This window comes from Halomarinibacterium sedimenti (assembly GCF_019312585.1).
Taxonomy (GTDB): domain Bacteria; phylum Bacteroidota; class Bacteroidia; order Flavobacteriales; family Flavobacteriaceae; genus Halomarinibacterium; species Halomarinibacterium sedimenti.
The window spans coordinates 165,277-182,622 of sequence record NZ_JAHWDP010000005.1; the positions used below are offsets into that span (position 1 = coordinate 165,277).

The 17,346-nt window shown below is 35.6% G+C and carries 14 protein-coding genes; 9 read left to right on the plus strand and 5 right to left on the minus strand.

Annotated features, from left to right (window positions below; all coding sequences use genetic code 11):
- Positions 1–17: 17 nt before the first annotated feature.
- A complete protein-coding gene (locus KXJ69_RS11915) occupies positions 18–1,061 on the plus strand; it encodes a helix-turn-helix domain-containing protein (RefSeq protein ID WP_219053341.1) in 1,044 nt (347 codons plus the stop codon).
- Between the two features lie 57 nt (positions 1,062–1,118).
- Complete coding sequence (lysS, locus tag KXJ69_RS11920) at positions 1,119–2,816, plus strand: lysine--tRNA ligase (protein WP_219053342.1); 1,698 nt, start codon at positions 1,119–1,121, stop codon at positions 2,814–2,816.
- Between the two features lie 51 nt (positions 2,817–2,867).
- Here lysS and KXJ69_RS11925 read toward each other — a convergent pair whose 3' ends face one another.
- Positions 2,868–4,289, minus strand: coding sequence for a phage tail-like protein (locus tag KXJ69_RS11925; RefSeq protein WP_219053343.1), 1,422 nt, complete (start codon positions 4,287–4,289; stop codon positions 2,868–2,870).
- Between the two features lie 546 nt (positions 4,290–4,835).
- On the opposite strand from KXJ69_RS11925, the gene KXJ69_RS11930 reads away from it, so the two are divergent.
- Positions 4,836–6,350: a T9SS type A sorting domain-containing protein gene (locus KXJ69_RS11930; RefSeq protein ID WP_219053344.1), complete on the plus strand. Its 1,515-nt coding sequence runs from the start codon at positions 4,836–4,838 to the stop codon at positions 6,348–6,350.
- Between the two features lie 182 nt (positions 6,351–6,532).
- Here the strand turns inward: KXJ69_RS11930 and KXJ69_RS11935 are convergent, their stop codons facing one another.
- The gene (locus KXJ69_RS11935; protein WP_219053345.1) at positions 6,533–7,834 is read right to left on the minus strand and encodes a prenyltransferase/squalene oxidase repeat-containing protein; all 1,302 of its coding nucleotides are present in this window, start codon (positions 7,832–7,834) and stop codon (positions 6,533–6,535) included.
- Between the two features lie 282 nt (positions 7,835–8,116).
- Here KXJ69_RS11935 and KXJ69_RS11940 point away from each other — a divergent pair, with 282 nt between their 5' ends.
- Together KXJ69_RS11940 and KXJ69_RS11945 are read left to right on the plus strand one after the other, a co-directional pair.
- The gene (locus tag KXJ69_RS11940; protein ID WP_219053346.1) at positions 8,117–8,557 is read left to right on the plus strand and encodes a DUF4890 domain-containing protein; all 441 of its coding nucleotides are present in this window, start codon (positions 8,117–8,119) and stop codon (positions 8,555–8,557) included.
- Positions 8,558–8,628: 71 nt separating this feature from the next.
- Positions 8,629–8,976, plus strand: a complete 348-nt coding sequence (locus tag KXJ69_RS11945) for a hypothetical protein (protein WP_219053347.1) — start codon at positions 8,629–8,631, stop codon at positions 8,974–8,976.
- Positions 8,977–9,021: 45 nt separating this feature from the next.
- Here the strand turns inward: KXJ69_RS11945 and hemL are convergent, their stop codons facing one another.
- Genes hemL through KXJ69_RS11960 form a run of 3 tightly spaced genes read right to left on the minus strand, consistent with a single transcriptional unit; the run spans position 9,022 to position 12,091 of the window.
- Complete coding sequence (gene hemL, locus KXJ69_RS11950) at positions 9,022–10,314, minus strand: glutamate-1-semialdehyde 2,1-aminomutase (protein WP_219053348.1); 1,293 nt, start codon at positions 10,312–10,314, stop codon at positions 9,022–9,024.
- Positions 10,315–10,323: 9 nt separating this feature from the next.
- A complete protein-coding gene (locus KXJ69_RS11955) occupies positions 10,324–11,166 on the minus strand; it encodes a glucosaminidase domain-containing protein (protein WP_219053349.1) in 843 nt (280 codons plus the stop codon).
- A gap of 1 nt (position 11,167) precedes the next feature.
- Complete coding sequence (locus KXJ69_RS11960; RefSeq protein WP_219053350.1) at positions 11,168–12,091, minus strand: 1-aminocyclopropane-1-carboxylate deaminase/D-cysteine desulfhydrase; 924 nt, start codon at positions 12,089–12,091, stop codon at positions 11,168–11,170.
- A gap of 340 nt (positions 12,092–12,431) precedes the next feature.
- On the opposite strand from KXJ69_RS11960, the gene KXJ69_RS11965 reads away from it, so the two are divergent.
- The 4 genes from KXJ69_RS11965 (at position 12,432) to KXJ69_RS11980 (ending at position 17,324) form a co-directional block, all read left to right on the plus strand.
- Complete coding sequence (locus KXJ69_RS11965) at positions 12,432–14,513, plus strand: phage tail-like protein (protein WP_219053351.1); 2,082 nt, start codon at positions 12,432–12,434, stop codon at positions 14,511–14,513.
- A gap of 203 nt (positions 14,514–14,716) precedes the next feature.
- Entirely contained in the window at positions 14,717–15,553 is an 837-nt protein-coding gene (locus KXJ69_RS11970; RefSeq protein WP_506737246.1) for a phage tail-like protein, read from the plus strand.
- A 13-nt stretch (positions 15,554–15,566) separates the two neighbouring features.
- Positions 15,567–16,412 (plus strand): phage tail-like protein, encoded by an 846-nt coding sequence (locus KXJ69_RS11975; protein WP_219053353.1) that lies wholly within the window; start codon positions 15,567–15,569, stop codon positions 16,410–16,412.
- Positions 16,413–16,424: 12 nt separating this feature from the next.
- A complete protein-coding gene (locus tag KXJ69_RS11980; protein WP_219053354.1) occupies positions 16,425–17,324 on the plus strand; it encodes a phage tail-like protein in 900 nt (299 codons plus the stop codon).
- Positions 17,325–17,346: the final 22 nt, after the last annotated feature.

A 17,346-nucleotide genomic window follows, 5' to 3' on the forward strand; every position in this document is an offset into this window, starting at 1 on the left:
GGCTATCTTCGTTTTTGATGAAAGCAACTTTAATCGTTTTATTCATTTTTATTTCTACTGCCTCATATGGGCAGTATCATTTTTCTGGCAAGGTAAATACCGAACTAAAAGAAGGAAAGGTATATCTTTCAACGATTGATGATTACCGAAAAATTTCTGGCGTTTATGGGGAGCAAATTTTAAAAATGACCAACCCAGATAGTTTAGGGTTTTTCAGTTTTAGTGATAACAATTTACCTTCCCAAAATAGAATGTATCGTATTCATGTGGATACCTGTACCGATGAAGAACAAACGGTAAATCATTTTACGGGGCACTGCGCCAACAGCAAAGAAATTCTGTTTATTGCAAACAATACCGATACGCTTTCCTTTCCCTATAGTTTTGATAATGAAATGTTTTGCCGAATTGTTTCCAACAATGACAAGTCGCAAATGTTTCTAAAAATAGATTCATTAAAACATGAAATGCGGTTTGCATTTGGAACCTATAGAAGTGAAGCCAATAGATCATTAAACACCAAAAAATGGTTTAAAACGCTTCAGAATTATGGGGAGAAACTGAATGAACCTCTAGCAGAATTATACATCTATTCATTTTTAAGTGACCGCACAAATGACCTTCATGAGTATTATTTGGAAGATGTAAAAACCAACACCTATTATGAAAATCTACTAACCCGATTAAAAGAACATTATCCCGAAGCACCCTATACCAAACAATACGAAGCCGAGTTGAAAGCAGATGAGTTTGTGGTAAATGGAAATAAAAGCATCCCTTGGTGGATATACTTTCTTGGGGTCTTTGCGGCATTATCCATTTTGGGAAATTTCTATTTTATAGGAAAATGGCGGCGACTTAATAAAGCATCTAAAAGTACCGAAGCACTTTCCAAACAAGAACAACGCGTCATGGAATTAATTCTAGAAGACAAAACCAATAAGGAAATTGCCGACAGCCTTTTTGTAAGTGTAAGTACCGTTAAAACACATATAAATAATCTTTACAAAAAAATGAATGTAGCATCTCGCGAGGAGCTTAAAAAACTACATAATAAGTAAAGTAATCTTCGGTATAAACGGAATAATAGTTAATTTTGCCGCTTAAATCGTTTATCAATGCAACTTTCTGAACTAGAACTCATCCGAAGAGAAAAACTCAATCAATTACGCGAGTTAGGCATAAATCCGTATCCTGCAGCTTTATATCCTGTAAATCACACTTCAAAACAGATTAAACAAAATTTTGAAGAAGAAAAAAAGGTAACCATCGCTGGAAGGCTTATGTCTCGTCGTATTCAAGGGAAAGCTTCTTTTGCAGAATTGCAGGATGCGCAAGGTCGTATTCAAGTTTATTTTAATCGTGATGAAATTTGCCAAGGAGAAGACAAAACACTTTATAACGATGTCTATAAAAAGTTACTTGACATTGGTGATTTTGTGGGAGTTGAAGGCGAATTATTCACTACGCAAGTAGGTGAAAAAACCGTCATGGTAAAAAACTTTACACTACTTTCAAAAGCGCTAAAGCCACTACCACAACCCCGTGTAGATGCCGAAGGAAACGTTCACGATGCATTTACCGATCCCGAACAACGCTATCGTCAACGGTATGCAGATTTGGTGGTAAATCCGCATGTAAAAGAAGTGTTCGTAAAACGCACACGCTTGTTTAACGCCATGCGAAATTTCTTTAATGAACGTGGATATTTTGAAGTAGAAACACCTATCCTTCAACCAATTCCTGGTGGTGCGGCAGCACGTCCTTTTGTAACACACCACAACAGTCTGGATATTCCTTTGTATATGCGAATTGCCAACGAATTATACCTGAAAAGGTTGATTGTGGGCGGATTTGATGGCGTATACGAATTTTCTAAAAACTTCCGAAACGAAGGAATGGATCGCACCCATAATCCAGAGTTTACCGCCATGGAAATCTATGTTTCATACAAAGATTACAATTGGATGATGGAATTTTGTGAAGAATTATTAGAATACTGTGCCATACAGGTTAATGGCACTACCGAAGCTACTTTCGGTGAACACAAGATAGATTTTAAAGCGGCCTATCCAAGAATTACGATGGCAGATGCCATTAAAAAATATACAAGTTTTGATATTACGGGTAAAACCGAAGCTGAAATTAGAAAAGCAGCAAAAGACTTAGGCGTTCCTGTTGATGATACTATGGGGAAAGGAAAGCTCATTGATGAAATTTTTGGTGAAAAGTGTGAAGGTAATTTTATTCAACCCACGTTTATTACCGATTACCCCAAGGAGATGAGCCCATTGTGTAAAGAGCATCGCGATAACCCTGAATTGACCGAACGTTTTGAACTCATGGTTTGCGGAAAAGAAATTGCCAATGCATATAGCGAATTAAACGATCCCATCGACCAACGAGAACGTTTTGAAGCACAATTGAAACTTGCTGAAAAAGGAGATGACGAAGCAACACAGTTTATCGATTTCGACTTTTTACGTGCTTTGGAATACGGAATGCCTCCTACCTCTGGAATGGGGATTGGGATGGACCGATTGATAATGTTCCTCACAAATAATGCTTCCATACAAGAAGTACTGTTCTTCCCGCAAATGCGTCCAGAGAAAAAAGTAGTTCAAGTAGAATTAAACGAGGAAGAAAAAGCGGTCTTAGAAACACTTAAAAAAGTTGAAAAATTACCTCTAGAAGAATTGAAAGCCCAAAGTGGATTAAGCAACAAAAAGTGGGACAAAACAATCAAACATCTTACCGCAAATAAACTTGCCAAAGTGGAAAAAATTGAGGAAGTGTTGATTGTAAAATTACTTTAAGTAACGCTTAATAATTTAGATAGTAAATAAAACGCTACACTAATGAAGGGTTCAATTTATAACTAAATTAAATCGCTTGACAGTTGGGTCAATATTCTTATTATCTGTAGATACATAGACTTCAATATAATCATTACTAGCAAGAGTAAGTGCCCCTAATAAATTAAAATTACCCTTACTCACACCATTTTCGAATGTTTGTTCCGATATTATAGATGGAATTAAATTCCCATTTTTAAAAATTATAAGTGAATACACATTTCGAGATCCATTACTGGATCTTTCTACCGTTGCTGAACAAGTAACCGTAAAGGCTCTTGGTTTATCTCCTACGTATTTAATTCGATTATTAGTTCCACCGTCATCATCCATCCTGAAAAATTCTCCAGCTGTAGTGATTCCTTCCATTTTCACTGGCACATTATCAGTAGTAATGTTTGTAGTGATATTATTTTCAGAGTTAAAATAAATATACCCCGTAGCTACTTTATCCGTCTCTTCTGGGATACCAGGGCAATTTACCGTCCAGTCATTTGTAAAATTATATCCTATATAGGGTGAGTTTCCATTTATGTAATTGCCTCCACCAGAAAATACAACACTTTCCAGAACGGCATCTTCTGAAATACTAGTAATTCCTGTCACATCCATAGCTGCTGCTGCCCCAATTACTTTTGAAAACCCACTAACTTTTTCGATTAATGAAAACGCACCAATAAAAGTTTCATAGACCCCTCCATTATTTCCAAACCATCCAAGATTATTAAGTAATAAGTCATTGACGTTGGAATAGGTTATACCCGTAGTGTTTCCAGAAAACTGAATGATATTCATAAAAACCAAATTATATCCTTGTATGGTTCCAATATTTCCAGAATTAGCAATAATAGTACTTTGCATGACCAGATTTTCAGAGCCAGATATATTATTGAGATTAAAAACAACTCCACCCGGAGCGGTCAAAGTGACATTTCTAATGCTTCCGCCAGCGCTTCCTGTAAATATAGTACCTCCAATTGATAATAGGACATCCTCATTTGAATCTAGGCCAATAAGATAAGCCCCATTTAAGTCAATTGATGAAGAAAGCGTAATAAGTCCATTAATCTCATATAATACATTTGTATCTAAAGTAATAACTCCAGCTACCGGAGCTGGAAAATCAGATTCACTTTTAACGAGTACGTAATTATCTCTTTTGGTGGTCGAACCAAGTTGAATCCAAGACATATTTGTTGTATCGTAAAAATAAAATGCATCTAAATCGGTGTCATAAACTAACAATCCTTCTGCTGGACTATTTATTGCGTTTCTTTGAATGGTAGACATTCTGGGAGTAAGCATCCCTTTATTAGAGGACGTTATTTCTAGTAATGAGGATGGATCTGGAGTTGTAGTACCAATACCAACTTGTGACTTAAGGTTCAGAAAATTGAAAATACAAAGTGCAACAAAAATAGCATTAAGTTTCATAGAGCGGGGAGTTAAAAATAGTATCAATAATTTAATTAAATAACATAATATCAAGGGCAATATATTGATTTGCACCGATATATCCTGCATTTAGTCGAATAAAATATAAGATGAGTAAGAATAAGCTTACTTTTTATTGTGATAGAGGTAGAAAAATCTTTGTTTATTCTTCAATTCTAATTCAAAAGATAGTTAATTTTAAGGTTTATAGAATTTACATTAATCTTAGAAATTGAACTATTAAATGGGAATTGATGAAACAAAAAAAGCTTAGTAAGAAATACTTATTAGAATAAAAAAAATTATCTTCTTGAAACTAAATGCTCAAAAGTAGCATAAGGTATAACAAAACCATCCAACCCCTTACAGCAAACAAACTTGCCAATATTTAGAAAACGGAGAATGGGTTGTTTGTGGAAGTTATTTAGAGCTTGAAAAATTTAATTGTTCAAAAATATAAAAGACCCAAATTGGGTTTTTTTTTAACTTAGATAAATCTATATCTGTATTATGTATTATATCTTTTTCATTATATCATTTTTATTTATGAATGAAATTCAGGCGCAAGAACGTTCCATTTTATGGCAAAATACAATGGGAGGTACTGATGACGATGGATCTTCTTCAATATATCAAACTTTGGACAATGGATTTATATTGACAGGTGTCACCAATTCCAATAATTGGGATGTTACGGGTAATCATGGTGGAGCTGATGTATGGATAGTTAAATTGTCTAATGACGGAAACATAGAATGGCAAAAATGTTTAGGAGGTAGTGGAGGTGAGTTAGGTTGGTCCATTATTCAATCAACAAATGAAGGTAACGAAGGTTATATTGTTGCTGGGCAAACAAACTCCAACGATGGCGATGTCTCTGGAAATCATGGAGGGTCTGATGCTTGGATAGTAAAATTATCTTTAACAGGAGAAATTGAATGGCAAAAATGCCTTGGTGGTTCTGGGGAAGACAAAGCCTATTCAATTTACGAAACTTTAGATGGTGGATTTATTATGGGGGGAATTACAGAATCTAATGATGGTGATGTCTCTGGAAACCATGGGCACTATGATGTTTGGGTAGTAAAATTATCTAATTTAGGAGAAATTGAATGGCAAAAATGTTTAGGAGGATCAGAATGGGAAGACGGATATTCAATTTTACAATCCATAGATGGTGGATATATAATAGCAGGTGATACCATATCGAATGATGGGGACGTCTCTGGAAATCATGGATATGTGGATGTTTGGGTTGTAAAGCTTACTAATTTAGGAGAAATTGAATGGCAAAAAACTTATGGAGGCAGTGGGTCTGATGTCGCAAGGTGTATAAAGCAAACCCTCGATGGAGGATATATTTTATCTGGTGATACGTGGTCTGGTGATGGAGATGTTTCAGGATATCATGGACTCCGTGATGTATGGGTTTTAAAAATATCTGAATTAGGTGAAATAGAATGGGAAAGTGCTTTTGGTGGATGGTTTGGTTATGAATATGCATACTCCATTGTGCAAACTTTGGATGGAGGATATATTTTTACTGGAGTTACCGACTCAAATGAAGGTGACGTAACTGGCAATCATAGTGATGAAGATGATGTATGGGTAGTTAAACTTACTTCTGAAGGCTCTTTAGATTGGCAAAAATGCTTAGGTGGTACTGAATGGGAAACAGGGAGAGAAATTCTTGAGATAGAAAAAGACTATTATGTGATAACTGGCTTCACACATTCTAATGACGGAGATGTATCAGGAAATCATAGTTACGATAATGATGTATGGGTGGTTGCATTAAATAGTATATTGAACACTGAAGATATTTTTTCAGAAAACTCAGTTTCTATTTCTCCTAATCCTGTGGGAGATGAAGCTCTATTAAAAGTTCACACTGGTTTTATGAATAGATCCTATGAAATTATAGATATTAATGGTAAACGAGTGAAAACTGGTGTTATTTATAATGAAAAAACTTATATCAATACTGCTACTCTTTCTACAGGAACCTATTTTTTAAAAGTTGACTCGAAGACTAAAGCAATTAAATTTTTGAAAAATTAAAATTCATTTAATTAAAAAGAAAACACCACCCAAAAATCCTCCTATTTGGCATAAGGGGGTCGATACTGCTACCGACATTCTGGGTGGTGTTTAAACCAACCTAAACTATTTGCACCTTAAAAATACAAGGGAAGGTGCCACCCACAAAACATTGTGTAGCTTCTTTTATAAATCCCGAGGGTTTACTCTCCTACTTTACTCAAAAAGTCAATATCATTTTCTACTGTTAACAATAATAGACTAGTGGCGGTACAAAATACTGGGCTTGTGATACAGTGATGTCCATTCCAACTCCCGTCCGGATTTTGGATTTTTAAAATACGACCACTCATATCGGTATACCATTTTTTCCAATCCTTATCTCTATTCACCACCAAAGATTCTCCTGTCTGCAAAAAGCTTAAAAATTCTTCTCCGCCATTATTTCCAAACCCATTTAATACGTCTTCACGTTGTGCGGCATCTTTTCCAGATTGATAGACATTATAAGATGTATTATACTCCATCGCTTCGCTTTCGGCATAGCCTATTTTTCGAAGGTTATCTACAGTAACAGGTGCATTTTTAGGTAGCTTTCCTTCTTTCTTAGCCCTGTTTATGGCTTCTTCTACTTCTCTCGCTTCTTTTGCACTAGCGCGAACGCTATTGCTAATGGAATATAACATAATCCCGGCACCATCTTCGGTTTTAATGTTTCCACTATCAGCATCATAATTCCCTTTTTGGTAGTTTTTAGAACGCTCCAACACTTTTTTATCCACTTTAGCTCCTACAGCATCTGCAGATTCCAACGCACTCATCGCTAATCCGCTTTGCAGAACCCCTGCCCAACCAGCTCCTGTTTGTTTTCCTGAAGCATCGGTACAAGCTTCAATTTTTGCCACACAGATATCTAAGCATCGAGCTACTCTTTTTTCGTCAATCCCTTTTAAATCTCTGTCCAAAAGATTAGATAACAATTGAGCAGTTAAAACGGCGTCGATATTCTGCCCTAATTTTGTTTGAATTTGAGTACCACGAACATCAGTGATAAATTCTGCATTTTTAGGAGTATTCTCGACGGTTTCTAATAAATAATTGATGGCATCCTTGAGGTTTTTAGAATATTTGTCGCCTTGCAACGTGACTTCACTCCTTAAAAAAGCCTGAGCCACCATAGCTGTCGTTGCTGGATCTGCCTTTACCGCATGTGGATCCATCACATTTTGTGCAGCATGCGTACCTGCACCATATCCACCCGAAGGTAATTGGGCATCACTTAACCAAGCTAGTCCGTCACGAACGCTTAAGGTCAAGTTTTCATCGGTCATAAAAACATTAAAGTCTTGGGAAGATTGTTCTCCCATTACATTCATAAAGACACAGCCATCCATAGGCTCTAAGATTCTTTTTGTTTCGGAATATTTCGAATTTGAATCATGTAACGAAAGCCAAAATCCCAGAGCAAATATGGGAAGGGCTAAAAAAATTAATTTAGTTTTCATCTGTATATAATATTTAATAAAGTTGAAGATGGAATGCCCTTAAAAAACATCTTCAATGGGTTCATAAAATCAAGTGCTGGGCATTTCATTTTTACGTGTTTTAAAATTCTTTCCGAAAGTAGGTTTCAGAATTAAAGATTAAAACAGGTTTTGAGGGAACACTGTATATGAGTGAGTGAAGTTACCTTCCGAAAAATTTCTTTAACATTACTTTAATGAGGAATACCTTAAACCATTTACTAGATCTAAAGTCCTAAGGACATAAATATTAAAATTTAAAAAATGAAAAAAGTATTGTTAATAGCATTGATACTAGTAGGGTTTGCTGGTCAAGCACAAGAAAGAGGCAATGGACCCCGAAAAGAAAAAAATGAAATGCGTGAAAAAATGAAGGATCTTACCCCACAACAACGCGCAGAGTTAAAAAGTAAAAAAATGGCTTTGCATCTTGATTTAAACGAATCACAACAAAAGCAAGTAGAAACACTTTTAGTAAAACAAGAAGAAAAGAAAGATGCTATGCGTGCGCAACGCGAAGAAAAAAAGGAACTTTCAAAAGAGGATGCTTTTGCGTTAAAATCGAAAATGTTGGACGAGCAGATGGAGTTTAAAAAGCAAATGAAATCTATTCTAACCAAAGAACAGTTTGAAAAATTTGAAAAAAGTAGAATGCACAGAGGTAAAATGAAAAAGCATTCTGAAAAAAGAAAAAAGGATAAATAGTTTTTTGGCGTAGTTTTTGGATAGTTAATTTGAAATTAGTTACATTAGTGACTTTAAAACTAGAAAAAACCATGAAGAATTTATTTAAAATTGTTACTTTTTCATTTGTAATGTTACTAGGGATGGGCTCAATGACCGCTCAAACTTTAAAGCAGGATCAAAATACTCCTGAGGTAATTGCAAAACAAAAAACAGAAAAATTAAGTGAAGCACTTGGCTTAAATGGAGATCAACAAAGAGCAGTGTATCGCGCTTTGGTGGTAAAAGAAAACAATTATGCAAAAGATGTTAATGGAAAAGACGCTATGAATGCTGCTGTGGTAGCTAATAAGAAAAAGCATGATGAAGTCTTTGAAACTTCTATGAAAAAAGCTCTTACAGACGACCAGTATAAAAAATGGCAGTCTTTACGCAATTAATACCCTATTACTTAACCAAAAAAGCTCCCAAAAGGGAGCTTTTTTTTATTTAAACATCTTTGAAACCTTTCTACAGGCTTCAACAGTTTTGTCTAAATCGGTATAGGTTAAAGCGTCACAAAGGAACCAAGTTTCGTATGCACTAGGAGCAATATAAATGCCTTCGTTTAACATTCCGTGGAAAAACTTTTTAAAAGCATCTCCTTTAGCCGCTAATGTAGCCGTTTCAAAATCGACTACGGGAGTTTCAGAAAAATGAACCGAAATCATAGAACCTATTCTATTAATTGTATGCGCCACACCATTTTCAGATAAAGCTTCGGTAAGTCCTTTATGTAAATATTCTGTTTTGGCATTAATGGAATTAAATATCTCTGGTTTCGAATTTAATTCGGTAAGCATTGCCAAGCCTGCCGCCATCGCTAGGGGATTACCACTAAGAGTCCCAGCCTGATAAACAGGTCCTTCTGGAGCCAGGCAGTTCATAATTTCACCTCGTGCGGCAAAAGCCCCAACGGGTAGACCACCCCCTATTACTTTTCCGAAGGTAACAATATCAGCTTTTACGGTTAATAACTCTTGAGCGCCTCCTCTTGCCAATCGAAAGCCCGTCATCACTTCATCAAAAATGAGTAAAATTTGATTTTCATCACAAAGTTTTCGCAAGCCCTCTAAAAACCCTTCAACTGGAGGGATACATCCCATATTACCAGCAATAGGTTCCAAAATTATAGCGGCTATTTCATCTTTATTTTCAGAAATTAAATCGGCTACATTTTGTAAGTCATTGTAGCGAGCTAGTAATGTATCTTTAGCCGTTCCCTGAGTTACACCTGGACTGTTTGGAGTTCCAAAGGTTACCGCGCCACTCCCCGCTTGAATAAGAAACGAATCACTATGCCCGTGATAACAACCAGCAAATTTTATAAATTTATCCTTTCCAGTAAATCCGCGAGCCAACCTTATGGCACTCATACAAGCTTCGGTACCACTATTGACAAAACGAATTTTATCGATATTAGGTACCATAGACACGGCTAAGGATGCAATTTCGGTTTCTACTTCTGTGGGCATCCCGAAGGAGGTCCCTTTTTGGGCTTTTTCGACAACGGCATTAACTACCTTAGGATATGCATGTCCCAAAATCATAGGACCCCAAGAATTGATAAAGTCAATTAACTTGTTTCCGTCTGCATCGTACAGATAGGCTCCTTTCGCTTTTTCAACAAATATGGGAGTTCCACCAACGGCTTTAAATGCCCTAACAGGACTATTAACTCCACCAGGAATTACTTTTTGTGCTTCAGCAAATAAAGCACTACTTCTTTTATAAATCATAGGGATTTTTTATCGATCCTTAACAGAGTGCAAATATAATACTTGCCCAACAGAAATATCATTAGATACTAAACCATTATACTCTTTTAAGGTTTCTACAGTCATACTAAAGCGTCGAGCGATACTATATAATGTATCCCCTTTTTCGACGGTATAGGTGTTTATTTTTGAATCCTCGGTATTGATAATATTGGCCTTTCCACCCAAGACTTGTTCATCGTAACGATACAATTGATTTTTTTCAATTATTGCTATGAGTTTATCTGGGTATTTTGGATCTGTAGCATAGCCTGCTTTTTTAAGGCCCTTTGCCCAACCTTTATAATCGTCTTTTCTTAATTTGAATAAGTCTTGATACCTACTTCTTTGCGTTAAAAACAACGAATGGTCTCTAAAAGAGTATTTGGCGTCTTTATATTTTCGGAAACATTCACCTTTTTCATCATCATCGTGATATACCTTATCACCTGTCCAAGTGGTATGGCATTTTATCCCAAAATGATTATTGGCTTTTTGTGTAAGTTCTCCCCGACCGGCACCACTTTCTAAAATACCTTGCGCTAAGGTTATACTGGCTGGAATTCCATACTGAAGCATTTCTTCTTTCGCTATATCAATATAAGTATCAATATACGCACTTAATACTTCCGCATAGGAAGCATTTCTAGGAAGGTCATCAATTTTAGTTTCGTCGGTTTTATTTGGTAATTCTGTTTCAATGGGGTCCTTTTTATCGACGACAACTACTTTTTCAGTTTTTACTCTTTTCTTTTTAGAAACCACTTGTTTCTTTGACTTACAACCTAATAGTAACAATCCAATAAAAAGGAGGGTAAATATTCTTCTTACCATATTATAATTCGATTTGAGGTAATTTTTTCTTTTTCAATTTTTGATTCATCCCGGCGATGCCTTGAAGCCCACCCGTATGAACGGCTAAAATACGACTATTTTTTTTCAACTTTTTCTGTTTAATAAGGTCAAAAATGCCAAACATCATCTTTCCTGTATAGACAGGATCTAATTGAATTTCAGTTTTAAATTTGAAATCATTTATAAAACGTACCAAATTGGCATCTATTTTACCATACCCCCCAAAACAGTACTCATCCAAAAGTTCATAATTAGTTTTGGAGGTATATTTTCTAATTTCATCCTTCTGAAAAGTTCCTTTTAATGCTGAAAATCCAAGAATGCTTTGATGCGGTTGAGATGCTTTAATAATTCCGGCTATAGTACCCCCAGTTCCTACAGGCGTGCAGATATAATCAAAATTTAAGGTTTGGTCTGAAAGTATCTCCTCGCATCCTTTTACAGCAAATTCATTAGTACCTCCTTCGGGAACAATATAATAATCCTTAAATTCTATAGATATATTTTCTAAAAAATAGGATTCTGTCCTATCTCTATAAGCTTCTCTTGTCACAAAATGCAATTCCATTCCACATTGTTGCGCATAGTGAAGCGTAGGGTTTTCTTTCACTTTGGATTTTAACTCCTCCCCTCGTATAATTCCTACTGTGTTAATTCCAGTTTCCCTTCCAGCAGCAGCTAATGCCGCTATGTGATTTGAATAGGCTCCCCCAAAACTTAGAATCCCTTTTTTATTTTTATGTTGAACTTGTTGGACGTTATATTTTAATTTTCTGAATTTATTACCAGACACCGTGGGATGAATATCATCCTCCCGTAAGACAAAAAGTTCAATTCTATCCAAAAGAGAAGAAAATCCCTCTATTTTTTGGATCGAAACATCTCCTTTTTTAGAATTAAACATGATGATTTTCAGAATTTTATAAAAAAATGGAATTCTTTTAAGATGATGTAAAATTGAGAGTTATTATGTTAAAACTCAAAAAAATCTTCAAAATTATATATCAAAACCTAACTGAAAATAAAATATCCTCAATTAAAGAGGTAAAAGCATTTAGATTTTCGTTAACAAGAAAAATTGGCAAATGTTAAAATATTATGCTTTTTATCGATTTATTTAGTATTTTATCGATTATTTGTTGTAATATTGTAGGAACTCCCTTACTAAATTAGACGATATGATAACAACTTTACTTAACTTAAAACACAAACTATTTCTAATATGTTTATGTATTCCCTTGAGCATGATATCTCAAGTCGGAATTAATACAACTACGCCCCAAGCTGGCTCTATGCTAGATATTACAAGCGCTACCAAAGGGATACTTATCCCTAGAGTAAATATTTCTGACCTTAACACAATTGCACCTATTACAGGTGGAGCTCCTGAAAGCCTTTTAGTTTATAATACAAACAATACCACTGGAAGGGGATTTCATTATTGGAATGGTTCAGTTTGGATACCTATTATAACTCCAGATTGGAAACCTTCTGGAAATGCAGGAACAAATCCAGCTATAGATTTTATTGGAACTACAGATAATGTATCGCTTCGGTTTAGAACAAATAATATCGAAAGACTTGAAATTACTAACAATGGTTTAATTAGAGCATTTAGCCCTGGAACAGCAGCACAGCCCTTACTTTCTTGGGATTCAGATAGCGACACAGGTATTTTTAGAAGCGCAAGCGATGTACTAAACTTCACCGCAGGGGGACAGGATTTTTTAGCCTTATCTGGTGGAGGAATAAATGAATTCATCATCAACAATGACGAAGGGGTTTTAAATACCCGTATAGCAACTTTTGGAGATACAAATACATTTTATGTTAATGGGCTTTTAAATAATGTTGGGTTAGGAACAAATACACCAGATATTAGTGCACAATTGGAATTGGCAGAAACAGATAAGGGTATCCTTATTAATAGGGTAGCTTTAACCTCTACGGCACTTCCTGCTCCCATAGTATTACCAGCAACAGGCTTATTAGTCTATAATACTGCTTATGCAAGCAGTGGAAGTACCGAAGTTTTACCAGGTTTTTATTATTGGGACGGAACTCGATGGATAGCCATGGGAGGTACAGGTGGGAAAGATTGGTCACTCGAAGGAAACGCAGGAACTAATGTTGCCAATAACTTTTTAGGTACTACAGATAATGTTTCTTTAGCTTTTAGAACGGATGATAGTGAAAGAATGCTTATTGATGCTGCTGGCACCATTGGAATTGGCAACAATCCTTATACAGATACGGCCTTACGTGTTAATAATGCTTCACAACCTTATGGAGTAATTGCTCAAACAAGCTCCGATGGTATTGCCATATATGGTAGTGACACTGGCACTGGACTTGGAGTTTTGGGAATTTCAAGTAATAATCATGGTATCTATGGAACTACCGCTTATACAGGAGGTGCCTTTTTAATAGGAGGAATTATTGGTTGGGGTACTGGAACATCCAGGGCAAATGGAGTTCTTGCTGTTAGTGACCAACAGCCAGGTTCAGATTCTAATATGGGTATAAGAGCAGTTTCTGGAAGTACTACTTCTATATCCTCTAACCAAATTATGAATGTAGGTGTAAATACAAATGCAACAGATTTGGCTTTATATGCATTATCCGAAGGCCCTATAACAAGTAATGGAATTATGGAGGCAGCGAGGTTTCAAACAAACTATAGTGGTTCTGCTATAGATTCAGACACGAGAGATCCAAGAGCGCAATTGGCTGGGTATACCAATGCCAGTCAAGTAGGAGGAAATAATATGTATTATGGCGGTTACTTTTATAGTGGAGGTACGAGCGGAACGTCCTCCTACGCATATGCAGGTGCGAGATATGGGAATACTAACTATAAAATTATTGGAAATGGTAATGTTTCAACCATAGTGGACGGAGTTGACGGAAACAAAAAAATTATGTTTGCACCAGAAGCACCAGAAGTCCTTTTTGAAGATTACGGTATAGGACAGCTATCAAATGGAGCTGCGTTTATTGATATAGACCCAAACTTCACTAATAATATAATAGTAGATACAGACCACCCTCTTAAGGTGTTTATCCAATTAGAAGGGGATTGTAATGGTGTCTATGTTACACAAAAAAGTGCAGAAGGGTTTATGGTGAAAGAATTGCAGAATGGAAACTCAAATGTTTCATTCTCTTGGCATATCGTTGCTAATAGAAAAGATGAAGTGGGAGGAAATTCTTCAGAAAATTCAGAATATGCAGATTTACGTTTCCCAGATGCACCTAATGCAATTATAGTTTCTGAAAACAAAGCTTTGATTGCTAGTAAATTAGACCCTATAATAAATGATTAAATTTCTATAAATATTAGAAGCTAAAGATTTCAAAAAATAGATCTATTTAAAAAATCAATAATTTAATACATGTAGTATAATTATGAATTATTTGTAAGTAATTTCATCATAATATTGAAAATATGTGCATTTCGTCGAATTTTTTTGGTTTTTATGGATAAAATCGTCTATTCTTGTAATCCCAAATCATATAATTATTTATTATGGAGTTTAAACCTACAAAAAGCCCCTTACTATTTTATAGTCTGTGTGTTTTTACTCTTATTTCTCTAAATACTATTGCACAAGTTGGTATTAATACATTAACACCCAATGGTATTTTAGATGTAAATTCGACAAATATGGGAGTTGTACTCCCTAGATTAGCCTTAACATCAACTATTGTTATGGCCCCAGCTACCAACCCGCAAGGGGGAAGTATACCAATTGGAACTGTAGTATTTAACACAAATACTACTTCTACAGGAGCTAATGATGTTGTTCCTGGCATGTATTCATGGGATGGTTCACAATGGCGCCCTCAGTTTCCAAAAAGACAATATGCTTTATATGAAAGTACTACTGGAACAATTAGAAGCACACCTGGGTCGAACCTAACCATAAGGTTAAATGGAAATAATTCAAATACTTTTACTGCAAAATATACGGGTCAATATAAAGTAAAGCTACGTGTTGATTTTGGTGGAGGGCTTGCCAAAGTACCTAGTGAAGGAAGTGGCGCTTCAAATTCTGACGGTGATTTAAATATTGCCAATGCTACAGGTACATTTACACTTAATTTTGGCGGAACAAATTATACTATAAATGCCAACTCCTATTCTACGGCTTATAACGCAGTATCTCCATCCACTAACTATTTTGCTATTTGGCAAGAATTTACAGCAACAGAATATCTAAGTCTTAAAACAAATGACGCAGTCTCATTTACATTGACTTTCTTACAGAATACTGCTGAAGAATTTCAGAACAATAGTAATGGCAGAGGCTATATCGCTTATGATATACCCTGTTATGTAGAAATTTCCTTTTTGGGAGAATAAAACCCCTATTATTATGAAAAAAAACTATCTCATATTAGTACTATTATTATCCCTAAACCTAACACTATTTGCTCAAGTAGGTATAGGGACGACAGCCCCAAAAGGAGCTTTGGATATCACCTCAACAAACACTGGTTTTATATATCCTCAAATAGCACTTACAAATACGCTAACTCCTACTATTACCAACCCAAATGGAGGTGGTCTAGCAGTAGGCACAACAGTTTACAATACTGCTATCGCTGGCACTGGAGTTAATACAGTATATCCAGGTGTATATATCTGGGATGGCTCTGGTTGGATACCACAATACCATAAGGATGATTACAAACTTTGCTATCAAACTGTTAATTTAAGAACGGGATCTGATGATATTCTAAACCCTGTATCAGGGAATCAAGCAATAACATTTAATGACAATAGTTTTACTCCTAAATTTAATGGAAATTATCTTGTAACCGTTACGGTGCATTACGGCGGAGGCCGATTAGATATTCCAGCAGGGGTAGACCAATGGGCTAATTTTAATGCTCAAGAAGGGCAGTTCAATTTTACATTTAATAGCACGACCTACAATTATACGTTAAAAACTTACTCTGGATACAATGATGATAAACTCTTTGATGGAGGCAGTGTAAATTATCACACAAATAGAATCAATCAAACTACTTACACAATTCCTGTTAGTTTAGCACGTAATACGGCATACCCTTTTACCTTAACTTTTAACCAAACAAACTCTGCAGGATTTGAAGGAAATGGTGATATAAGCGTTGCTCCCGCTGGAGACGGAAGAGGTTATATTATTACAAGTGGAATGGTAAAATGTACTGTTGAATTTAAATATTTAGGAATTTAAAATTAAATCAAGATGAAACATATTATAAGTATATTTTTACTGATTTTTGTTCCGATATCACTTTTTAGCCAAATTGGGATTGGAACTTCAACACCCGAAGGTGCTTTAGATGTTGAAGTGTATGATGCCACTGGAACTATATTAGAAAGCCCTTACGGTATTGTATTACCTAAAGTAAGTCTTACCTCAAATATTTTAGCAAGCCCAGTAATAAATCCTAATGGAGGTGCACTAGAACCAGGAACTACCATTTACAACACAAGCAATACCACAAATGGTGCAAACGATGTGTCCCCTGGTATTTACAGCTGGACAGGATCGTCTTGGGAGCCTCAATTTTTCAAAAAAGAATATGAAAAATTTGAACAAACAGGAGGTTGTCAACGAACAACCATTCGAGAATCTTTTGGAACACCTAACCCATCTGCTGCCGATAATATTGCTGGTCTTACTGCTAGAACATTTGTTCCTACCTATTCTGGAGTTTATAAAGTTGAAGTAAGAACAAACTTTGGAGCTGGTAAAATTGCAGATTTCACTTCAGGGACTGAAAGTGAAATCTCGCTAGCAACTTCCGAAGGGGCATTTTTCTTTACCATGTCTGGAACGGGTGTTGATATTGACCCTACAAGTTCTTCTTATGACTATACAGAAGGATGGTCTTATACACATTCTTATTCGGCAGAAAATGATAATGAAAGCCCAGCGATTGAAAGTTTTAATGTGGGGCATTATGCAACACTTGTTTACAACTTATACTTATTATCAGGACATACTTATACATTTACCTTAAGTAATTGTATTATTACTGGCCATCAATACTTTGTAAATAATGGTGACTCTGGAGATGGTCAAGGCCATATAGGACATTACATTCCCTGCTCTGTAGAGTTTACTTATGTAGGAGACTAAAAACAAATTTCAATATAATTCT